At 52.8% G+C, this 16,819-nt stretch carries 16 protein-coding genes; 9 read left to right on the forward strand and 7 right to left on the reverse strand.

The features are described 5' to 3' along the window. Positions 1-2 precede the first annotated feature (2 nt). The 6 genes from I6L53_RS13280 to I6L53_RS13305 form a co-directional block, all read right to left on the reverse strand. The gene (locus tag I6L53_RS13280; RefSeq protein WP_042320106.1) at positions 3-1,943 is read right to left on the reverse strand and encodes an FTR1 family iron permease; all 1,941 of its coding nucleotides are present in this window, start codon (positions 1,941-1,943) and stop codon (positions 3-5) included. A gap of 263 nt (positions 1,944-2,206) precedes the next feature. Beyond that, positions 2,207-2,959, reverse strand: coding sequence for an NADH:ubiquinone reductase (Na(+)-transporting) subunit C (nqrC, locus tag I6L53_RS13285; protein WP_042319781.1), 753 nt, complete (start codon positions 2,957-2,959; stop codon positions 2,207-2,209). A 191-nt stretch (positions 2,960-3,150) separates the two neighbouring features. Then, positions 3,151-3,657, reverse strand: coding sequence for a protein disulfide oxidoreductase (locus I6L53_RS13290; protein WP_042319784.1), 507 nt, complete (start codon positions 3,655-3,657; stop codon positions 3,151-3,153). Further along, positions 3,647-4,270 carry a DsbA family protein gene (locus tag I6L53_RS13295; protein WP_042319786.1) on the reverse strand — a complete coding sequence of 208 codons (624 nt, stop codon included), beginning with the start codon at positions 4,268-4,270 and terminating at the stop codon, positions 3,647-3,649. Before I6L53_RS13295 ends, I6L53_RS13290 begins: the two co-directional genes overlap by 11 nt. Next, positions 4,267-6,147, reverse strand: coding sequence for a cytochrome c biogenesis protein CcdA (locus I6L53_RS13300; protein WP_042319790.1), 1,881 nt, complete (start codon positions 6,145-6,147; stop codon positions 4,267-4,269). The genes I6L53_RS13295 and I6L53_RS13300 overlap by 4 nt, the downstream gene beginning before the upstream one ends. Before the next feature lie 48 nt (positions 6,148-6,195). Then, positions 6,196-6,558, reverse strand: coding sequence for a hypothetical protein (locus I6L53_RS13305; protein WP_042319792.1), 363 nt, complete (start codon positions 6,556-6,558; stop codon positions 6,196-6,198). A gap of 181 nt (positions 6,559-6,739) precedes the next feature. Between I6L53_RS13305 and cbpA the strand changes: the two genes are divergently transcribed. From cbpA to I6L53_RS13320, 3 genes are all read left to right on the forward strand, one after another. Beyond that, positions 6,740-7,660, forward strand: coding sequence for a curved DNA-binding protein (gene cbpA / locus I6L53_RS13310; protein ID WP_042319795.1), 921 nt, complete (start codon positions 6,740-6,742; stop codon positions 7,658-7,660). Further along, a complete protein-coding gene (gene cbpM / locus I6L53_RS13315; RefSeq protein WP_042319798.1) occupies positions 7,660-7,965 on the forward strand; it encodes a chaperone modulator CbpM in 306 nt (101 codons plus the stop codon). Before cbpA ends, cbpM begins: the two co-directional genes overlap by 1 nt. A 121-nt stretch (positions 7,966-8,086) precedes the next feature. Next, positions 8,087-9,166, forward strand: a complete 1,080-nt coding sequence (locus tag I6L53_RS13320; RefSeq protein ID WP_042319801.1) for a 4Fe-4S binding protein — start codon at positions 8,087-8,089, stop codon at positions 9,164-9,166. 43 nt (positions 9,167-9,209) lie between these two features. Here I6L53_RS13320 and I6L53_RS13325 read toward each other — a convergent pair whose 3' ends face one another. After that, a complete protein-coding gene (locus tag I6L53_RS13325; protein ID WP_042319806.1) occupies positions 9,210-10,325 on the reverse strand; it encodes an AI-2E family transporter in 1,116 nt (371 codons plus the stop codon). A gap of 212 nt (positions 10,326-10,537) precedes the next feature. On the opposite strand from I6L53_RS13325, the gene I6L53_RS13330 reads away from it, so the two are divergent. The 6 genes from I6L53_RS13330 to I6L53_RS13355 all read left to right on the forward strand — a co-directional run bounded on the left by I6L53_RS13330 (position 10,538) and on the right by I6L53_RS13355 (position 16,657). Continuing rightward, positions 10,538-11,695, forward strand: a complete 1,158-nt coding sequence (locus I6L53_RS13330) for an iron-containing alcohol dehydrogenase (RefSeq protein WP_084196580.1) — start codon at positions 10,538-10,540, stop codon at positions 11,693-11,695. A gap of 17 nt (positions 11,696-11,712) precedes the next feature. After that, positions 11,713-12,723: a 2-dehydro-3-deoxygalactonokinase gene (locus I6L53_RS13335; protein ID WP_042319809.1), complete on the forward strand. Its 1,011-nt coding sequence runs from the start codon at positions 11,713-11,715 to the stop codon at positions 12,721-12,723. 12 nt (positions 12,724-12,735) lie between these two features. Further along, positions 12,736-13,725, forward strand: a complete 990-nt coding sequence (locus I6L53_RS13340; protein WP_042319810.1) for a 2-dehydro-3-deoxygalactonokinase — start codon at positions 12,736-12,738, stop codon at positions 13,723-13,725. Between the two features lie 36 nt (positions 13,726-13,761). After that, the gene (locus tag I6L53_RS13345; protein ID WP_042319813.1) at positions 13,762-15,069 is read left to right on the forward strand and encodes an MFS transporter; all 1,308 of its coding nucleotides are present in this window, start codon (positions 13,762-13,764) and stop codon (positions 15,067-15,069) included. Positions 15,070-15,113: 44 nt separating this feature from the next. Beyond that, a complete protein-coding gene (locus tag I6L53_RS13350; RefSeq protein WP_042319816.1) occupies positions 15,114-15,761 on the forward strand; it encodes a bifunctional 4-hydroxy-2-oxoglutarate aldolase/2-dehydro-3-deoxy-phosphogluconate aldolase in 648 nt (215 codons plus the stop codon). 98 nt (positions 15,762-15,859) lie between these two features. Next, positions 15,860-16,657 (forward strand): IclR family transcriptional regulator, encoded by a 798-nt coding sequence (locus I6L53_RS13355; RefSeq protein ID WP_042319818.1) that lies wholly within the window; start codon positions 15,860-15,862, stop codon positions 16,655-16,657. Positions 16,658-16,819 lie beyond the last annotated feature (162 nt).

The following is a 16,819-nucleotide window of genomic DNA, read 5'->3' on the forward strand; positions in this document are numbered from 1 at the left end:
AACTACAGAGTGTTTTTTATTGTTTCCCCGGGAACGGTGCTTTTTCGCCGCATCACCCACAGCGCAATCAGCGCAGCGAGCAGTAATACCGCCTGCGGTAACAGCGTTTCCACATAGGGATAAATCCCCAGCCAGCTGATTTCCGGGAAGCCGTTAATCAACGTTGGCTGGAACAGTTTGCCTTCCACCAGTTCCAGCACGCCTTTGCCCGCAAACACGAAGGCCATCAGGTACATGAAACTGCCGGTAAACATAAAGAAGGGTTTCAGCGGCAGACGCACCACCGAGTAACGCATAATCAGCCATGCCGCCAGTAACACAACACAGCCAATAACAAAGCCCGCGCCGATCGCCATGTGTCCAGCGACATCGTTGGCATCACCGATCAGGGCGTAGTAGAACAGAACCGTTTCGGCGCCTTCGCGATAGACCGCGAGGAAACTGGTCAGCCACAGCCCCACCAGGGAACCTTTCGACAGTGAATGAGACAGTTTGCCTTCCAGCCAGGCCTTCCAGTGTCGGGCTTCAACTTTGGACAGCAGCCAGTAGCTCATGAAGAACAGCATCACGACCGCAATCAGCATCGTGATGCCTTCCAGCAGTTCACGGCTGGCGCCCGAGTTGGTAAACAGCAACTGGAAAATCACAGCGGTTATCACGCTGGCGACCAGTGCGACGATCACCGACTGGCGAATCAGCGGCAGCTTATCCTGATGATTGTTTTTCACCATGTAGGCGACAATCGCCGCCACGATTAGCAGGGCTTCCAGCCCTTCACGGACGATGATCATCAGGCTATAGAGCAGCAGGCTCCACTGCGTCTCTTCCCCTTCGCCGAGCATCGTCACCGCTTTTTGCAGATCCTGTTCGAGCGCACTGGCTTCTGACTGAAGTCTTTCCACCGGTTGACCGGCCTTCATCAGACTGACCAGACGGGTAAAATAGGCCTCCAGCGCGGTTTTAAACGCCGAATCACGGGAGCCGATTTTGTTCTCCATGCCGCTGGCTTCGAATCGGTCGAAATAGCTGTCCTGAACATCCAGAATGGCGTTCTGCGCTTCGCCGCGCTGATACCGCGCGATAGCCTCCTGAATACTCTGATTGATGCCATCCGCCACTTCACCCCAGTTTGCGCGGGTACTCTCCTGTGCCGTCGCCGGACCGTTGTCCGCAGTTTGCGGTGCAGCAACCTGCTGTTCGTCGCGGGTTGTCGGCAGGCCAGGCAGAATATCCTCGATATCCTGTAACAGCGTGGTGACCTGGTAGGAGACGTCGTTAAGGCGATCCGGTTGGGCGGCAAGGGCAATCAGCGCGGAAAATTGTTGGTTAATGGCGGCGGCATCTTTGGCCGAGCGATTCTGTCTGACCGACATTTCCATCTCAGAGTTTTTGAATCCCTGATAGTGCGCCTGTTGAACGTGCTGACTGGCCGTGGCGTAGTTCCCGGACTGATAGTCGTTCACCGCCTGGGCCAGTAGATCGTCGATCGTACGGAAGCTCTCCTGCCAGTGGACGGCGATATCCGTTCGGGTGAGCGCGCTGTGCTGTTCTTCCGCGACCAGTCTGTGTCCACCGTCCAGCACCGGTTCGACCTCGCGTAGCGATGCCTTCAGCCAGTCAATTCTCGACTGCACCTCTGCGATCGGTTTTTTCTCGCCAATCATCCGCCGGATTTCACCGAATGCGCTCTCCATCTCGTAACTTTTGCTGGCAGAGATGTTGATACGGATGGGACCTTCCAGGTTTTCGAACACCTCGAAGTAGGCCATTTGCACCGTGCGGCGCGCCTCATCGGTTTGTTTTTGAGAATAAAGTTCTGCTGTTTTATCAAGGCGTTGCTCAATATCCTCAATAAACGGAGCATAGTTTGTCGTGGCCCATACGCTAACGCTTACGAGCAGACTAAAGAGAGTCACCAGCAGTGAGAGGCAAAACTTACGCACGTTACGCACCAAAGAACACAAATGATAATTATTATCATTATCGATTTTTGCTGGCGCTGTACATGACCTGGATCATAAAAATGTCAACGGGTGACAAGTTATGTAAATTTATTTCACCAATATGTGATGAAGGGCGAAATCTGACGGTGGGTAATACACCGACTCACCGTCAGGAATTGAATGATGGCATTGCGTAAATCCGCAATGTATTAATGATGCTGCACCCGCTCACTTAAATAAAATTATCCGCAGGCGCAAATTACTTAGCGATTCAACATCTCTGGATCCTGTTTTAACCGCTGCAAAAATGGGCCATAGCCCTGTTCACTGACCCAATAATTAATACTCTTTTCAACGCCCGTTGACGTCAGCGTCGCGCCTGAAATGCCATCAACGGTATATGCATCATTCTTATCTGATTTTTCCTGAACTATTTTCAGTGCAGGCATTCCCTTGTCATCTGCCACTTTTTTCCCCGGCCATTGTTTACGCCAGTTCTCATCCTGCACTCTGGCTCCCAGAAATGGCGTCTCTCGCTGCTGGTAATAATACAGATTATTCACCGTACGGCCGTCCAGTCCCAGAGAGAGAAACGCGTGCATCATCGATTTCGCGCCTTTGCCGGAAACAGGAATGATAACCTGCTGAATCTTATTATACTTATCTTTTACCAGGTAAACGTCTGCCCGCGTACAGCGCTGGCGAATTTGTGCAGGGTCATGGTCCGGAGTGAGTTTTTTACATCCTTGTGCGGTCGTTTTATCCGTCGCCCACTCGCCGGAATCCAGATTCACCGAGCGCACGATAATCGAACGCTGATACAGGTTCTCTCTCGATTTTTTATCCAGAGAATCCGCTTTAAGTAAGCCCGCGGCCTGTAAAACAGCGGCATTTTTTTCTTCCGCCGTCGGTTCCGTCATTTCCCCCTGAAACAGCATAAACCAGGCAATGGCGATCAGAAAAATAAGAACACAAAGCACCATCATCGATGCAATAATAACTTTACCCTTGCGCATTTCTTTATAATTCCCGTAAGCATTAACATTGTTATATCGCCACCAGATATGCCACCACTTATACCTGTTTGCAATGATAAAAACAGAGAAAATATAATCTCACCACCATTTAGTTTTCACTTTAAATATCTGAATCATGAGTGGTTACGGCTATTTCGTGACGTAAAAAAACCGGGTTTCCCCGGTTTTATTCAACTGACTTTCGCCCACCATAGCCGCAGGAGCATCCCCCAGTAGCTGGTCCAGCCGCTGGTTGTTGAAACGACCTCCCCTTTCGACACTACGATCAGCGTGGGGGTGACGCTGATATCCCAACGACGGGAAAGTGCGCCGCTGGCATCGTTGACCACCGGGAAGGAGAACCCTTTGCGCGCCAGCCAGTGCGTGAGCGTCGGCTCATCTCCCGAGCGCAGCGCGATGGTCAGTACATTCTTCCCTTGTGCCTGCAAGCGGGCAACGTCCGGTGTGGTATAGCGGCAAACGCCGCACCAGGTGGCCCAGAAATAGATGAGGAGCGGTTCTTCCTCGCTTAATGCCGCCAGGATCACCCGTTCGCCATCCAGCGTGTAAAGCGGTGTACTGTCGAAAGCAACCGGTGCCTGCGGCGCGCGCCAGGCATCCATTAGCCACATCATGCCCGCCAGCAGGCTCAGAAGAATCAGTCCTTCGCGCAGCCAGCGCCGCAGCTTATTGACCATTCGCCACCGCCAGTTTTTCTTTGACGACCTCTTCAAGCACTTCCCAGGAAACGGCGCCGGGGATCAGCTCATCGCCAACGATCGTCGCAGGCGTGCCCTGGATGCCAATCAGTCGCGCCAGTTGGAGATTGGTACTCAACGTTTCATTGCTTTTCTCATCCAGCACGACCGGACTGGAGCCCGATTTTTCCTGTGCCTGCTTAATGCTGACGTCGGTGTGATAGCCCTTCTTTTGCATCAGCTTTTCATGCAGCGCAAGGAACTGTTGCGGATGCTCACGCCAGGTGATAAGCGCCGTCCGCGCAGACAATACCGAGCTTTCTCCTTTGAACGGCAGCGGTTTAATAACCACCGCCACGTCAGGATACTTCGTCACGATTTTCGCCAGCAACGGATCAAGCTGTTTGCAGTACGGACAGTTGTAATCTGTGAAGTTTACCAGCGTCAGTGTTGCCTGTTTTGCACCAATGCGCGGACTGTCTGGATCGTTAAACAGCGCCTCCTGAATAAGAGCTTCGATCTGTTTTTCCTGCCCGGGAGTAAACGGCGCACCTTCATTGGCGAAGCTGAACGCACTGAACAAGGAAAATAACAGGATGATCAGAGATTTCATGGTGTTTCTCCTTTCGCTGCGGTCAGCGCGTTTAACAGACCGTCGCGAGTTAATAACGTCGGCAGCGCCTGACCTTTCGGTAAGCCGGGGCCATAAATTTGGTTATACGGTACGGCAACCTGGCCGCGTGATTTCAGAAACGCCGTGATGTCATCAGACGGCAACGTCCAGTCGCCGCGCAGGGCCACCACATCCGGTTCCTGTAGCGCCACCTGTACCGCTTCGGTATTCAGTACGTTGTATTTATTGACCTTGCAGGTGATACACCAGTCGGCGGTCACATCGATGAATACGCGCTTATGCTGCGCAAGCGCATCGGCAATCGCCTGTTCGCTGAGCGGTTGCCAGTGGACGCGCTCTTTCACCGCACTTTGAGGAGTAATACCCAGATGAGGCAGGAGCAGCGTTGCCAGCCAGAGAGCCGACCCGAGCATCATCAGGCCGAGCAGGCGTCGCAATCCGTTCATCCAGCGCCCCGGCTTCGGCAGACGAAGCGCCAGACCCGGACGCAGCGCGACCAATAGCCATGGCAGACTCATCCCGACGCCGAGCGCGAAGAAAAGTCCCCACAGGACAGGCAGCGACGCCGTCAATGCTACCGCCACCGCCGTGCCGAGAAACGGCGCGCTACACGGTGTTGCCAGCAGCGTGGCGAACGCGCCCTGCCAGAAATGCCCTGCCAGATTGTTGCCGCCGTAAGTCGCCAGTCGGGTGGTCATTGATGACGGCAGGCGGAATTCAAACAGACCAAACAAACTGGCGCTGAACGCCAACATCACCAGCGCCATCCCACCGATAAACCACGGATTCTGGAACTGGATCCCCCAGCCCAGCGCCTGATTGCTCAGTCGTAGCACGGTCATCAGCAGCGCCAGCGCCATGAAGGAGAGCAGAATACCGCCCACCGAGGCGAGAAACTGGCGTCGTATTTGCCTACGGTTTTTCTCTTCGACGAGCAGAATTGAACCCAGTTTCATCCCCAGCACCGGCAGCACGCAAGGCATCAGATTGAGGATCAATCCGCCCACCAGCGCCATAAGGACCACCTGCCAGAACGGGAGTCCGGCGCGATCGGCCACCGGCTCATCGCCAACGTTAAGCTGGCTCTCCTGCGCCACGCCGTTATCCGCCAGTACTATCGTAAGCGATTTGCCGCGCAGATTCGGCGCCCCTTCTCCCCAGCTATCGTTAACCGGCACCGTCGCGCGAAGTCTGTCGCCGTCGACCCGGATAAGCGGTTTGGCGAAATCCGCATCCTCTACGCTATCAAGAAATAACGCTGGCGAGATCCAGCCGCCGCTGCGCTGCGCCTCGACGATCAGCTCACCGTTACGCGCGCTGGCACTCAACGTTTGTGTCAGACCTTGCGTCAGGGGTACGCGTCCCATCGCCTGCGCATAGTCATGCGCAAACCCGGCATCCTGTTGAGAGGGGGTGAGCGAGAACGGATAGTCGGTCAGCAGGCACACGTTGCTACAGGTGGAGAGCGTCAGCACGCCAGCGAGGCGAGCGGGTGCAGTCCCCCGAACGGTCAGCGGAAACGCAACCTGCTGGTGATAGCCCTGGGTGGTGATACCGGCGACGTCAAAACGGGTCGGCGTCGGCCAGAACCAGTCCACCGCAGGCATCTCTCCTTTCCAGGCGATTGAAGGCGCAACGCCACCTTCCCCCGGCGAGCGCCAGTACGTCTTCCAGCCGTTTTCCAGTTTGACGTCAATCAGCAGGCGGGTTTCATCCTGCGCGGACGTATCGGCTCGCAGTCGGACGCTGGCATGATCGTTCTCCGGGGAACGCAGCCAGCCGCTCTCTGCTGCCCATGACGCGGGCAGCCAGAGTAATAACAGGCAGATCAGTCCCTGCCTGAAGGCATAAATCATAATTTTTCTCCATGAATGATTAGCTAACGGTACGAAACAGCTGCTTTGTCATTCGCGGAAAACACAGAATCTGAGATGGACACGAAGTCCGGGCGGGGAGATAACGCGCTGCGGGAGGAACGGTAGGCGTATCGTCCTGAGCGGGGTTAACAAAGCGAGGAGTAAACAGAGCGCAAGAATCGCCCCCTCAAAAACAACCGGCGGCGCGGTCAGCAGCGATTTTGCGCTGAGCTCGCATGGGGTTACGGGTGACGTTTCCTCTGCCACGGAGGTCGGAGACGGCGTTGCCGTGACGACGGTTGTCTCCATCTGCAACGCATGCAGACCCGCCATGCGCTGCGCGGTACAGACTATCACCACGACACATGCCAGGCAGAGAAACCACCATCCCATCCGTTGACGTTTCGCCATTACACCCTCACTCATTGACGCGAGTTATCTTAGCGGCTCACGTGTTTTACGCAACCTCCGGGCTGTAAAGTTATGTTGTCCCGCAGGTTGGCATTCTTTCGCGACAGGATTACCCTACACTTACTGGTGACACCTTTTCAGGGATCCCTTCAGCCTGTATTGATTAACCCGAGAGAACGCTATGGAATTAAAGGATTATTACGCCATCATGGGCGTGAAACCGACGGACGATCTCAAGACTATCAAGACCGCTTACCGCCGACTGGCCCGCAAGTATCATCCCGATGTCAGCAAAGAATCCGACGCCGAAGCCCGCTTTAAAGAGGTCGCCGAAGCCTGGGAAGTGCTGAGCGATGAACAGCGACGCGCCGAATACGATCAGCTCTGGCAGCACCGCAATGACCCACAGTTCAACCGTCAGTTCCAGCAGGGCGAGAACCAGAGTTACAACGCCGAAGACTTCGACGATATCTTTTCCTCCATTTTTGGTCAGCACGCACGTCAGTCGCGCCAGCATCGTGCCAGCCGTGGACATGATATTGAAATTGAAGTCGCGGTTTTTCTTGAAGAAACGCTCGCTGAACACAGCCGTACCATCAGCTATAACCTGCCGGTCTACAATGCTTTTGGCATGGTTGAACGTGAAATCCCGAAAACCCTTAATGTGAAGATTCCGGCGGGTGTCGGCAATGGTCAACGCATTCGCCTGAAAGGCCAGGGTACGCCCGGTGAAAATGGCGGACCAAACGGCGATTTGTGGCTGGTTGTCCACATCGCGCCGCATCCCTTGTTTGATATTGTTAACCAGGATCTGGAAATTGTCGTACCGCTCGCCCCGTGGGAAGCCGCGCTGGGCGCGAAGATTGCCGTCCCCACACTGAAAGAGAGCATTCTTGTCACCATCCCCCCCGGCAGCCAGGCCGGACAACGATTACGCATCAAAGGTAAAGGTCTGGTCAGTAAAAAACAGACCGGTGATTTGTATGTCGTACTTAAGATAGTGATGCCGCCGAAACCGGATGAACGCGCAACTGCGCTGTGGCAACAACTGGCAGAGGCACAGTCAGGATTTGATCCGCGCAAAGATTGGGGGAAAGCATAATGGCTAACGTCACCATCACCTTTACGGTTACCGAATTTTGTCTGCGCACCGGCGTGACGGAGGAAGATCTGAATGAGATCGTGGGGCTGGGCGTCATCGAACCTTATGCCGAAACGGCGGATAACTGGCAGTTTGACGATCATGCGGCCACCGTGGTGCAGCGCGCCCTGCGACTACGTGAAGAACTGGCGCTTGACTGGCCGGGGATCGCCGTGGCGCTAACGCTACTGGAAGAGAACACCCGTTTGCGCCAGGAAAATCGCCTGCTGCGACAACGACTCGCGCGATTTATCACTCATCCATAAATTCAGGGCAGCGAGCGTAAGCTGCCCATTTATCAGGCGATGATATAAATCAACGCTGGCTCAAAGGGATAGCCGTAAGATAGTGGTATTAGAAATGCCACTTTATGGAAGTCAGAAGGCAATGAGCGAAAAAAGCAGAAAGCGCTGGCAACGCCGCCCTGGAACGACGGGCGGCAAATTGCCATGGAATGACTGGCGTAATGCCTCCACCTGGCGCAAAGCCACACAGTGGCTGCTGCTGGCGATCAATATTTACATTGGCGTGACGTTTTACTACTGGGTGCGTTATTACGAAACCGGTGGATCCAGTCTGTACGTTCCCCGACCTGGCGGCATTGAGGGCTGGCTACCCATCGCGGGTCTGATGAATCTGCGCTACACGCTGGAAACCGGCACTCTGCCCCCTGTTCACGCCGCCGCCATGCTCCTGCTGGTCGCGTTTATGCTGATCGGTCTGCTGCTCAAGAAATCGTTTTGCTCATGGCTGTGCCCGGTGGGTACGCTGTCCGAACTCATCGCCGATGTGGGTAAAAAATTATTTAGTCGCAACTTTTCGCTACCTCGCTGGCTGGATATCCCCCTGCGCGGCCTGAAATATTTGCTGCTGGCCTTTTTTCTCTATATTTCACTGTCGATGCCGGCCCAGGGCATTCAATATTTTCTGATGTCGGCCTACGGCATTATTATCGATGTGAAGATGCTCGATTTCTTTCGCAATATCGGTACGGTCACGCTGCTGAGCGTCGCCTTACTGGTGGTGATAAGTCTGTTCATTCGCAACGCGTGGTGTCGTTATTTGTGTCCCTATGGCGCCCTGCTCGGCCTGCTTTCCCTGCTCTCACCATTCAAAATCCGCCGCAATGCGCAAAGCTGTATCGACTGCGGGAAATGTGCCAAAAACTGCCCGTCGCGCATCCCGGTGGATAAGCTGATTCAGGTGCGAACGGTTGAATGTACCGGCTGTATGACCTGCGTGGAATCCTGCCCGGTGGCCTCAACGCTGACATTTTCCCTGCACACACCAACGGGGAAGGCAGAAACGCGCCGGGGGACGCTGTCGGGTATGGCGATGACGCTGCTGGTACTCGGCATCCTGTTCACCCTCATTGCATTCGCGATGCTGATGGGCATTTGGGACAGTCCGGTGCCGGAGCAGCTTTATTTCCGTCTGATTCCTGAGGCAAGGACAATCGGACATTAACAACCACCGGATGGGGCATCCGCCGCCATCCGGTGGTTATCGATCACTCCGGTTTCTTGTCCTCGTTGATGCCATCCTCAATAAAATCTTTATCGAGTTCTTCGGCATTCCCTGCGTGGTCACGCCCGGAAAGAATATTCCAGCAGGCAATAAACAGCGCGGCGACGAGCGGACCAATAACGAAACCATTGATGCCATAAATCTCCATTCCGCCCACCGTAGTGATCAGAATCAGGTAATCAGGCATTTTGGTATCTTTGCCGACCAGAATGGGGCGCAGAATATTATCCACCAATCCCACCACCACCACGAAGAAGCCGACGATGAAAAAGCCCTGCCACAGTTGCTGTGTCGAAAAGAGATAAATGGCCGCCGGCACCCAGATAATGGCGGAACCCACGGCGGGGATCAGTGACAGGAACGCCATCAATGCCCCCCACAGAATGCTGCCATCAATACCGACAATGTAAAACGCAATCCCGCCCAGCGTCCCCTGGACGATCGCCACCACAACCGTGCCTTTCACCGTCGCCCGGGAGACCGCTGCAAACTTCGCAAACAGATGCTGCTTAACGAAATTCGACAACGGCAGCGAGTCAAGGATTTGTCGAACCAGAAACGGTCCATCTTTGAGCAGGAAAAAGAGCAGGTAGAGCATGATGCCGAAACTGATCGCGAAACCAAAGGTGCCTTTGCCTATCAGGAAGGCGCTTCCGGCCAGATATTGCCCGCCCTTTAATGCCGCATCGGACAGTTTCTGCTGGATTTTAGCCGCGTTATCGAGATCGTGGTCGGCAAGAAACGAACGCGCCCACTCTGGCATATGCGCAAACAAACTGGCCACTACTTCCGGGAACTGAGCGTCGTTATGCTGCAGCTTGTTGTAAACCACGTTCAGTTCAACGGCAAGCGAGGAGAGGATCAGCATTAATGGGATGAACACAATCAGGCAAATGATGCCCAGCGTCAGTAGAGACGCCACCCCGTTACGCTCCCCCAATGCCGAACGCAGCTTGTTTTTCACCGGGTAGAAGATAACCGTCAGTATCGCGGCCCATAAGATGGCGGAAAAGTACGGCGACAGCACATCGAAGAAAGCCCATGTCACCATGGCGAGAAGAAAAAGGAAAAAACCTTTATTCAGTCCGTTAAAACGCATTAGAGGATCCTGTAAACAAAGAAACTCTGTGGACTATAGGACTGATTGCGGATTTTACAAAGCCGACAGGCAGAAAACCCTCTGCCGGGGCTCCACCGTCAAAGTGTGATAGTGCTCATTGTTTCGCCAAAAGGAATTGCTTTTAGCTTAAGAATAGATCAATCATAATCATATACACGAACACAGTCCGTATATACGAACAAAATGGAGAAATGATGAGCGCTTTCGATTACAGCAACCCGGTTAAGTTTTATTTTGGGGCAGGTAAATTCAATCAGTTAGGTGAGATAGCCTCGACACACGGGCGCAAAGTGTTGCTGGTCGTATCTGACAGCACTAAACACACGGGCCAACTTGAACGCGCGCAACTGGCGCTTTCTGAAGCCGATATCGCCTTTGCCATTTACGATCGCTTTATGCAGAATCCGCTTTCGACACTGGTTGAAGAAGGTGCGGCGCTGGCCAGAGACGAACGCTGCGATCTGGTCATCGGGATCGGGGGCGGTAGCGCAATGGACATGGCCAAAGGCATCGCCTTCTGCGCCTGTAATGAAGGGAGTATCTGGGACTATGTGTTTGGCAAAAAACAGGCCCAGCACGCGTTGCCGGTGATATTAATCCCTACCACTGCCGGTACCGGCAGTGAAGCGAACCGGACTGCTGTGTTCACCAACCCGCAAACGCATGACAAAAAGGGACTGGTCAATCCCCTGATTTATCCTGTCGCCGCCATTATCGATCCCGAACTGATGCTCACTCTGCCCAAACGCGTTATCGCCGGTCCGGGTGCAGACGTCCTCTTCCATGCCCTGGAATCCTATATCTCGCGCAACGCCAATCCATTCAGTGAGATGCTTTCCCTGCAGGCCATTCGTCTGCTGGCAAAAAACCTGCCACGGGTTTATGCGGACGTGAACTGTCTGGAGGCGTGGGAAAAAGTGACACTGGCCAGCACACTCGCGGGAATGGCGATTGACTGTGCGGGAACGACATTGCCGCATGCGCTGCAACATCCAATGGGCGGGTTGCTGGATGTGGTGCACGCAGAAGGGATTGCCGCCGTCTACCCGGCCTTTCTTGAATACACCTGGTCCGCCTCTCCAGAGAAGTTTGCCGCCATCGCGCACGCAATGGGCGTTAACACGCAGGGAATGACCACCGAACAGGCGGCACAAAGCAGTGTCTCCGCCGTGACCGATTTCCTGAAAGGCATCAATATGCTGCCGACGCTGAGCGAACTTGGCGTGAAGGAAGAACATTTCGACTGGATCATTAATAACGTGCTAACCACGATGAATGTGGTTTTAAACAATAACCCACGCGTGCCTGATGCGAAGACGCTTCGCGATCTTTTAACCCGTAGCCTTTAAACGATAAAGGAATAGTCATGTTCATTATTATTGACTCTGGCTCGTCGGCAACACGATTGTATCTTATTGATTCGGGCGACCTCCGCGTCATTGACAGGTCGGTTATCCAGATTGGCGTCAATTCCACCATTGATAAGGGAAGCAATGAATTTCTGAAAACAGAGATGGCTTGCGCAATAAAGGCGTTACTCGACAGGCACTCACTGTCGACTGAGGAAATTGAATTTATTATTGCCTCAGGAATGATTACTTCTAACCTGGGACTTTACGAAATACCGCACCGGGAAGCGCCTGCCAGTATTGAACAACTGGCTAAACATGCCGTACATTTCGCGAGCCATACCCTTCTGCCGGTGAATATCCCGGTGATACTGATCCCGGGGATAAAAAATAAAACGACGGCTCAGTGGGAAGATCTGAGCGGTATCGACCTCATGCGCGGGGAAGAAACGCAGGCCGCAGGCGTATTATTAGCCTGGAAACCCACATTGCCCTGCACGCTGATTGAACTTGGCTCAACGACTAAACTGATATCCATCAACGAAAAAGGCGAAATTGCTGGCAGCATTACCTCACTCAGCGGTCAGGTTTATGCCGCTATTCTGAAACAGACATTCGTTGCGTCCAGCGTAGAAAATGCCGAAGACGCTGTTTTAGATGAAACGGTTATTGATGCGGCGTACCGTTCCATTTCACAAAGCGGTTTCCTGCGCACAATATTAATGACGCGCTTCTTACAATTTTCCTTACCGACCACAGCAGCACAGAGAAAACTATTTCTTGAAAGCGCAATGGCCTGCGACGATCTAAAACTGCTGTCAGATGCCCAACGCCAGGGATTTAATCTCAACGGTGACGTCTATCTCATTGGGAATAAATCACGCTGCACCTTATATCACTATATCTTTTCACATTATGCAGAACGTAATGCGCACTTCCATATTATTTCCGATGCGGAAAGTATCGACATGCTGGCGATAACCGGAGCGAGCGCCATTGCCCGCGCGATACAAAATAACCCGCAATAAGGTGAAAACAATATGATCATTATTACCATCGATACAGGAACAACGAATACCCGCGTCTGCGCCTGGCAGGACGGCGCGTTACTCGCAGAAGCGGCGCGTGCCGCAGGCGTTCGGGACACCGCTATTACCGGCAGTACGGCCACGTTGATGCAGGGTGTCAGCGACGCCGTACTGGAGGTAAAGCAAAAAGCCGCTATCCCTTGCGACGCGAAGGTAGTTTACCTCTCCGCCGGGATGATTACCTCTAATGTGGGCTTATTTGAGATCCCCCACCTCGTCGCCCCCGCCGGATTAAAAGAACTGGCGGAAGGGATGACGCCCGCGCATCTGCCAGAGATTAGCGATGAACCCATCTGGTTTGTTCCTGGCATACGTAATCACAAAGATGACGTCTCACTCGATAACGTTGAGCAGATGGACATGATGCGTGGCGAAGAAACGGAAGCAATTGGCGTACTCAGTAGCCTTGATATCCGTGGACCTGCGCTGATCATTTTACCCGGTTCGCATTCCAAATTTGTCAAAATTGATGCGCAAAACCGCATTGAAGGTTGTGTGACCACCATGGGCGGTGAACTTCTGGAAGTGATTACCCGACATACGATCCTGGCCAGCTCTTTACAGCATCAATTTGCGACCCGCATCGACAGTCCCTCGTTATTACAAGGGGCCCGCCAGTGCCTGCAAACCGGGCTTTCCCGCACCTGTTTCTCGGTTCGCGTGCTGGACATGTTTGCTTCCTTAACACTCAACCAGAAAGCGAACGTACTGCTTGGCGCCGTTTTACAGGATGATCTTCAGGCCGTTAAAAACAGTCGGGCATTTGACTGTCCGTCGGATACGCACATCGTGGTATGCGGTAAGGAAGTTCTCAAATTCGCTTTCGCCACCTTAATCGATCATGACCCGTGGTTTAACGGAAAAATAACCGTCGCGCCGGAAAATAAATCCTTATCCGCAGAGGGATTACTGGCGCTGGCGAAACGGAAAAACATTATTTAACTCCTTTGTACCCTACAAAAAATAAAGGTTTAATTTATGAACACAACCGTAAAAGAAAGTGCCGTAGTCAAAAAAAGAGGCGGTAAAAGATGGTTTGTTGTTTTCCTCTTATTAATCGGCGGGATTATTAACTATCTGGATCGTGCAAGTTTATCCATTGCCGCGCCGGATATGATGAAAGAATTGAATCTGTCTAACACGGATATTGGGCTTCTGGGTTCGGTATTCGCGCTGATTTATGCACTGTGTCAACTCCCGGCCGGTTTTCTGGTTGATCGCTTTGGTCCTAAGAAAGTGTATGGTTGGGCCGTTGCATTATGGAGCGGTGCCACCATGCTGACAGGGGCGTGCAGCAATATGATGACCCTGATTTTCGCACGCGGCATTTTAGGGATTACCGAAGCCCCCTGTTGGCCCGGCGCGGCCAAAATCACGGCCTCATGGTTCCCTAAGAAAGAGCGCGCGCTGGCGACAGGTTTCTGGGATGCCGCGTCAAAATGGGGGCCGGCCATTGCTCCACCGATTCTGGTCGCCATCATTGTACCTTTTGGCTGGCGTTCTTTATTTTATATTGCCGGTGCGATTGGTCTGGTCTTTGTGGTGTTCTTTATTTTTGCTTACCATCAGCCGGAAAAACACCCAAGTATTACTAAAGAAGAACTGGATTACATCAAGGAAGGCGGCGGTGGCACTGCGGAAAAACTGACCGGTGATGCAGAGAAAATTAGCTGGGGTGGATTATTCAAATACCGTTGCATCTGGGGAATGATATTAGGCTGGTTTTGCTATGTGTGGATGATGAATATTTTCACGACATTCCTGCCCCTTTATTTGATGAAAACCCAGAACATTCAGCTTAAAGAGTTAGGGATCTATGCCAGTATTCCTTATTTCGGCGGTATTGTCGGCGCCATTATGGGGGGATATATCTCCAAATGGTTAATCGATAAAAATATCTTTACCGACTCACTGAAAGCAAAACGCGTCACCATCAGTATCTCGGCATTACTCGCAGGGATTGCGGTCATTGCCGTGCCGATGGTGGATGGTCTGTTTGCCACATTAACGTTGCTGGTGATTGCCATGGCGCTGCTTTCCGCGCTCTCCGCGACCGGTTGGGCGCTGCCTGGCGACGTTGCCCCCTCCTCCATGGTGGCGTCAGTAGGGAGTATCCAGAACTTCGGCGGCTATTTTGCCGGATCGCTCTCTCCCCTTGCCACCGGCTTGATCGCCGATGTCACCGGATCTTATACCCTCGCTTTCGTCAGCGGCGGGATCATCGCAGCCTGTGCTGCACTGTGTTACTGGTTCATCGTAAAAGAGCCGGTGAAAGTTGAAGAATAATACCGTCAGGGAGAAATCTCCCTGACTTTTAACCGAGGTTATCAATGATTAAACATCGCGTTATTCACGCTATAGAACAGACCGGGCTTATTGCAATCGTGCGCGGTATCGAGCCTGAATCTGTTTTGCCTTTGGCTGAAGCGTTATATGCAGGTGGCGTTGAGGTGATAGAGGTGACGTGCAATTCCACACGTTATCTGGAAAGTATCACCGCGCTAAAAATGAAAATGGGAGACAAGATGAAGGTGGGCGCAGGTACCGTCATCAATCCCGTTATGGCACAACTGGTGATCGATGCAGGCGCTGATTTCGTGTTGTCGCCCGATTTCAATCCCGACGTCGTCTCTATGGTACATGAGAAGCAACGACTGATGATCCCGGCGGTGATGACGCCATCCGAAACCCTCCAGGCCTGTCGCCTGGGCGTGGATTTACTGAAGCTTTTTCCGGCAAACAGCCTGGGCATCGATTATCTGAAAGAGATCCAGGGGCCGTTGGATAATCTCGCGCTGATTCCGGTAGGCGGCATCACGCTTGAAAATACGGCAAGCTTTGCGCAAGCAGGCGCGTTTGCTGTCGGCGTCGGAAGCGCACTGACAAACAAACAGTGGGTAAAAGACGGTGAATGGGGAAAAATCACCCGTCAGGCAGAGGCATTTATCCAGGCTTTTCACGATAACAAGCACCGATAAATGACACAGGCTTCATGCCTGCGCGTTTTTCCTTCATTGTGTTCATGAAGCCCGCCTGGCTATACTGCGGCTCATTAAAACTACAGTGAGGGAAGAACGTGTCTGAGAAGATTAACCGCTCTGTCGCGCGGGCACTGGAAATCATGGAGCTGATTGCGCAAAGCAAAGAAGATCTCACCATTTCAGAGATCAGCAAATCTCTGGCTATCCCAAAAAGTACAACTTTCGATATTCTGTATACCCTTCTGGAAAAAGGATATCTGGAGCAGACCAGCGAAAAGCAGAAAACGTTCAGACTGGGCATGAAGCTGTTCCAGACCGGCGCCCACTACCTCGACAGAACGCCTTTTCGCGATGTCGCCCATGCCACGCTGGAAAACCTGGTTGAAACCGCCGGTGAAACGGCCTTCCTCGCGATTCTGAACAAAGATGAACTGGTATATCTGGACAAGGTAGAAAGCCCCAATTCCGTCAGAACCTCGGCACGTATTGGTTCCAGTAATCCGCTTTACTGCACCGGTCTGGGTAAAGCCATTCTCGCCACCCTGCCCGATGATGAAGTGCGCGCGATATTAAAACGAACCGGTGGCCTGCGTCCCGTCACTCCCTATACCATCACTGACGAAGCACAGTTTATGTCCATCCTCGCCCAGGCCAGACAGCAGGGTTATGCGATCGATGACAGGGAACATAACAGCGAAGTCTTTTGTCTCGCCGCGCCGGTGTACAATCTCCACGGGCACGTAAGTGCGGCTATCAGCGTGGCCAGTTTATTTTCCAAAGTGAAAGACGATCGGCAAAAAATTGAGGTGCTGGGTAAAATGATCTCTGCCGCTGCGCTGGAGCTTTCACACCGAATTGGCTATCGGGGTCATTCACTTTATGTGAGTGGATAATGTCACCGTCTGTTCGTCTGATAGAAACGATCAGACGAACCAACTGGATATTTCTCTCGTCAGTATAATAGCCATTCCTTCTGCAGGATGCGCAAATCAATCACGTTAATAATAAATCACATTTCGGATTTATATTCACAGAAGATATACTCCCAACAAATT

The organism is Citrobacter farmeri (assembly GCF_019048065.1).
Lineage (GTDB): Bacteria > Pseudomonadota > Gammaproteobacteria > Enterobacterales > Enterobacteriaceae > Citrobacter_A > Citrobacter_A farmeri.

Coding starts and splice junctions, on each gene's coding strand:
- I6L53_RS13305 (WP_042319792.1), bottom strand. CDS start 6,558: ATGGCGAAACGTCAACGGATGGGATGGTGGTTTCTCTGCCTGGCATGT.
- I6L53_RS13300 (WP_042319790.1), bottom strand. CDS start 6,147: ATGATTTATGCCTTCAGGCAGGGACTGATCTGCCTGTTATTACTCTGG.
- cbpA (WP_042319795.1), top strand. CDS start 6,740: ATGGAATTAAAGGATTATTACGCCATCATGGGCGTGAAACCGACGGAC.
- I6L53_RS13325 (WP_042319806.1), bottom strand. CDS start 10,325: ATGCGTTTTAACGGACTGAATAAAGGTTTTTTCCTTTTTCTTCTCGCC.
- I6L53_RS13350 (WP_042319816.1), top strand. CDS start 15,114: ATGATTAAACATCGCGTTATTCACGCTATAGAACAGACCGGGCTTATT.
- I6L53_RS13295 (WP_042319786.1), bottom strand. CDS start 4,270: ATGAAATCTCTGATCATCCTGTTATTTTCCTTGTTCAGTGCGTTCAGC.
- I6L53_RS13330 (WP_084196580.1), top strand. CDS start 10,538: ATGATGAGCGCTTTCGATTACAGCAACCCGGTTAAGTTTTATTTTGGG.
- I6L53_RS13345 (WP_042319813.1), top strand. CDS start 13,762: ATGAACACAACCGTAAAAGAAAGTGCCGTAGTCAAAAAAAGAGGCGGT.
- I6L53_RS13290 (WP_042319784.1), bottom strand. CDS start 3,657: ATGGTCAATAAGCTGCGGCGCTGGCTGCGCGAAGGACTGATTCTTCTG.
- I6L53_RS13340 (WP_042319810.1), top strand. CDS start 12,736: ATGATCATTATTACCATCGATACAGGAACAACGAATACCCGCGTCTGC.
- cbpM (WP_042319798.1), top strand. CDS start 7,660: ATGGCTAACGTCACCATCACCTTTACGGTTACCGAATTTTGTCTGCGC.
- I6L53_RS13320 (WP_042319801.1), top strand. CDS start 8,087: ATGAGCGAAAAAAGCAGAAAGCGCTGGCAACGCCGCCCTGGAACGACG.
- nqrC (WP_042319781.1), bottom strand. CDS start 2,959: ATGCGCAAGGGTAAAGTTATTATTGCATCGATGATGGTGCTTTGTGTT.
- I6L53_RS13335 (WP_042319809.1), top strand. CDS start 11,713: ATGTTCATTATTATTGACTCTGGCTCGTCGGCAACACGATTGTATCTT.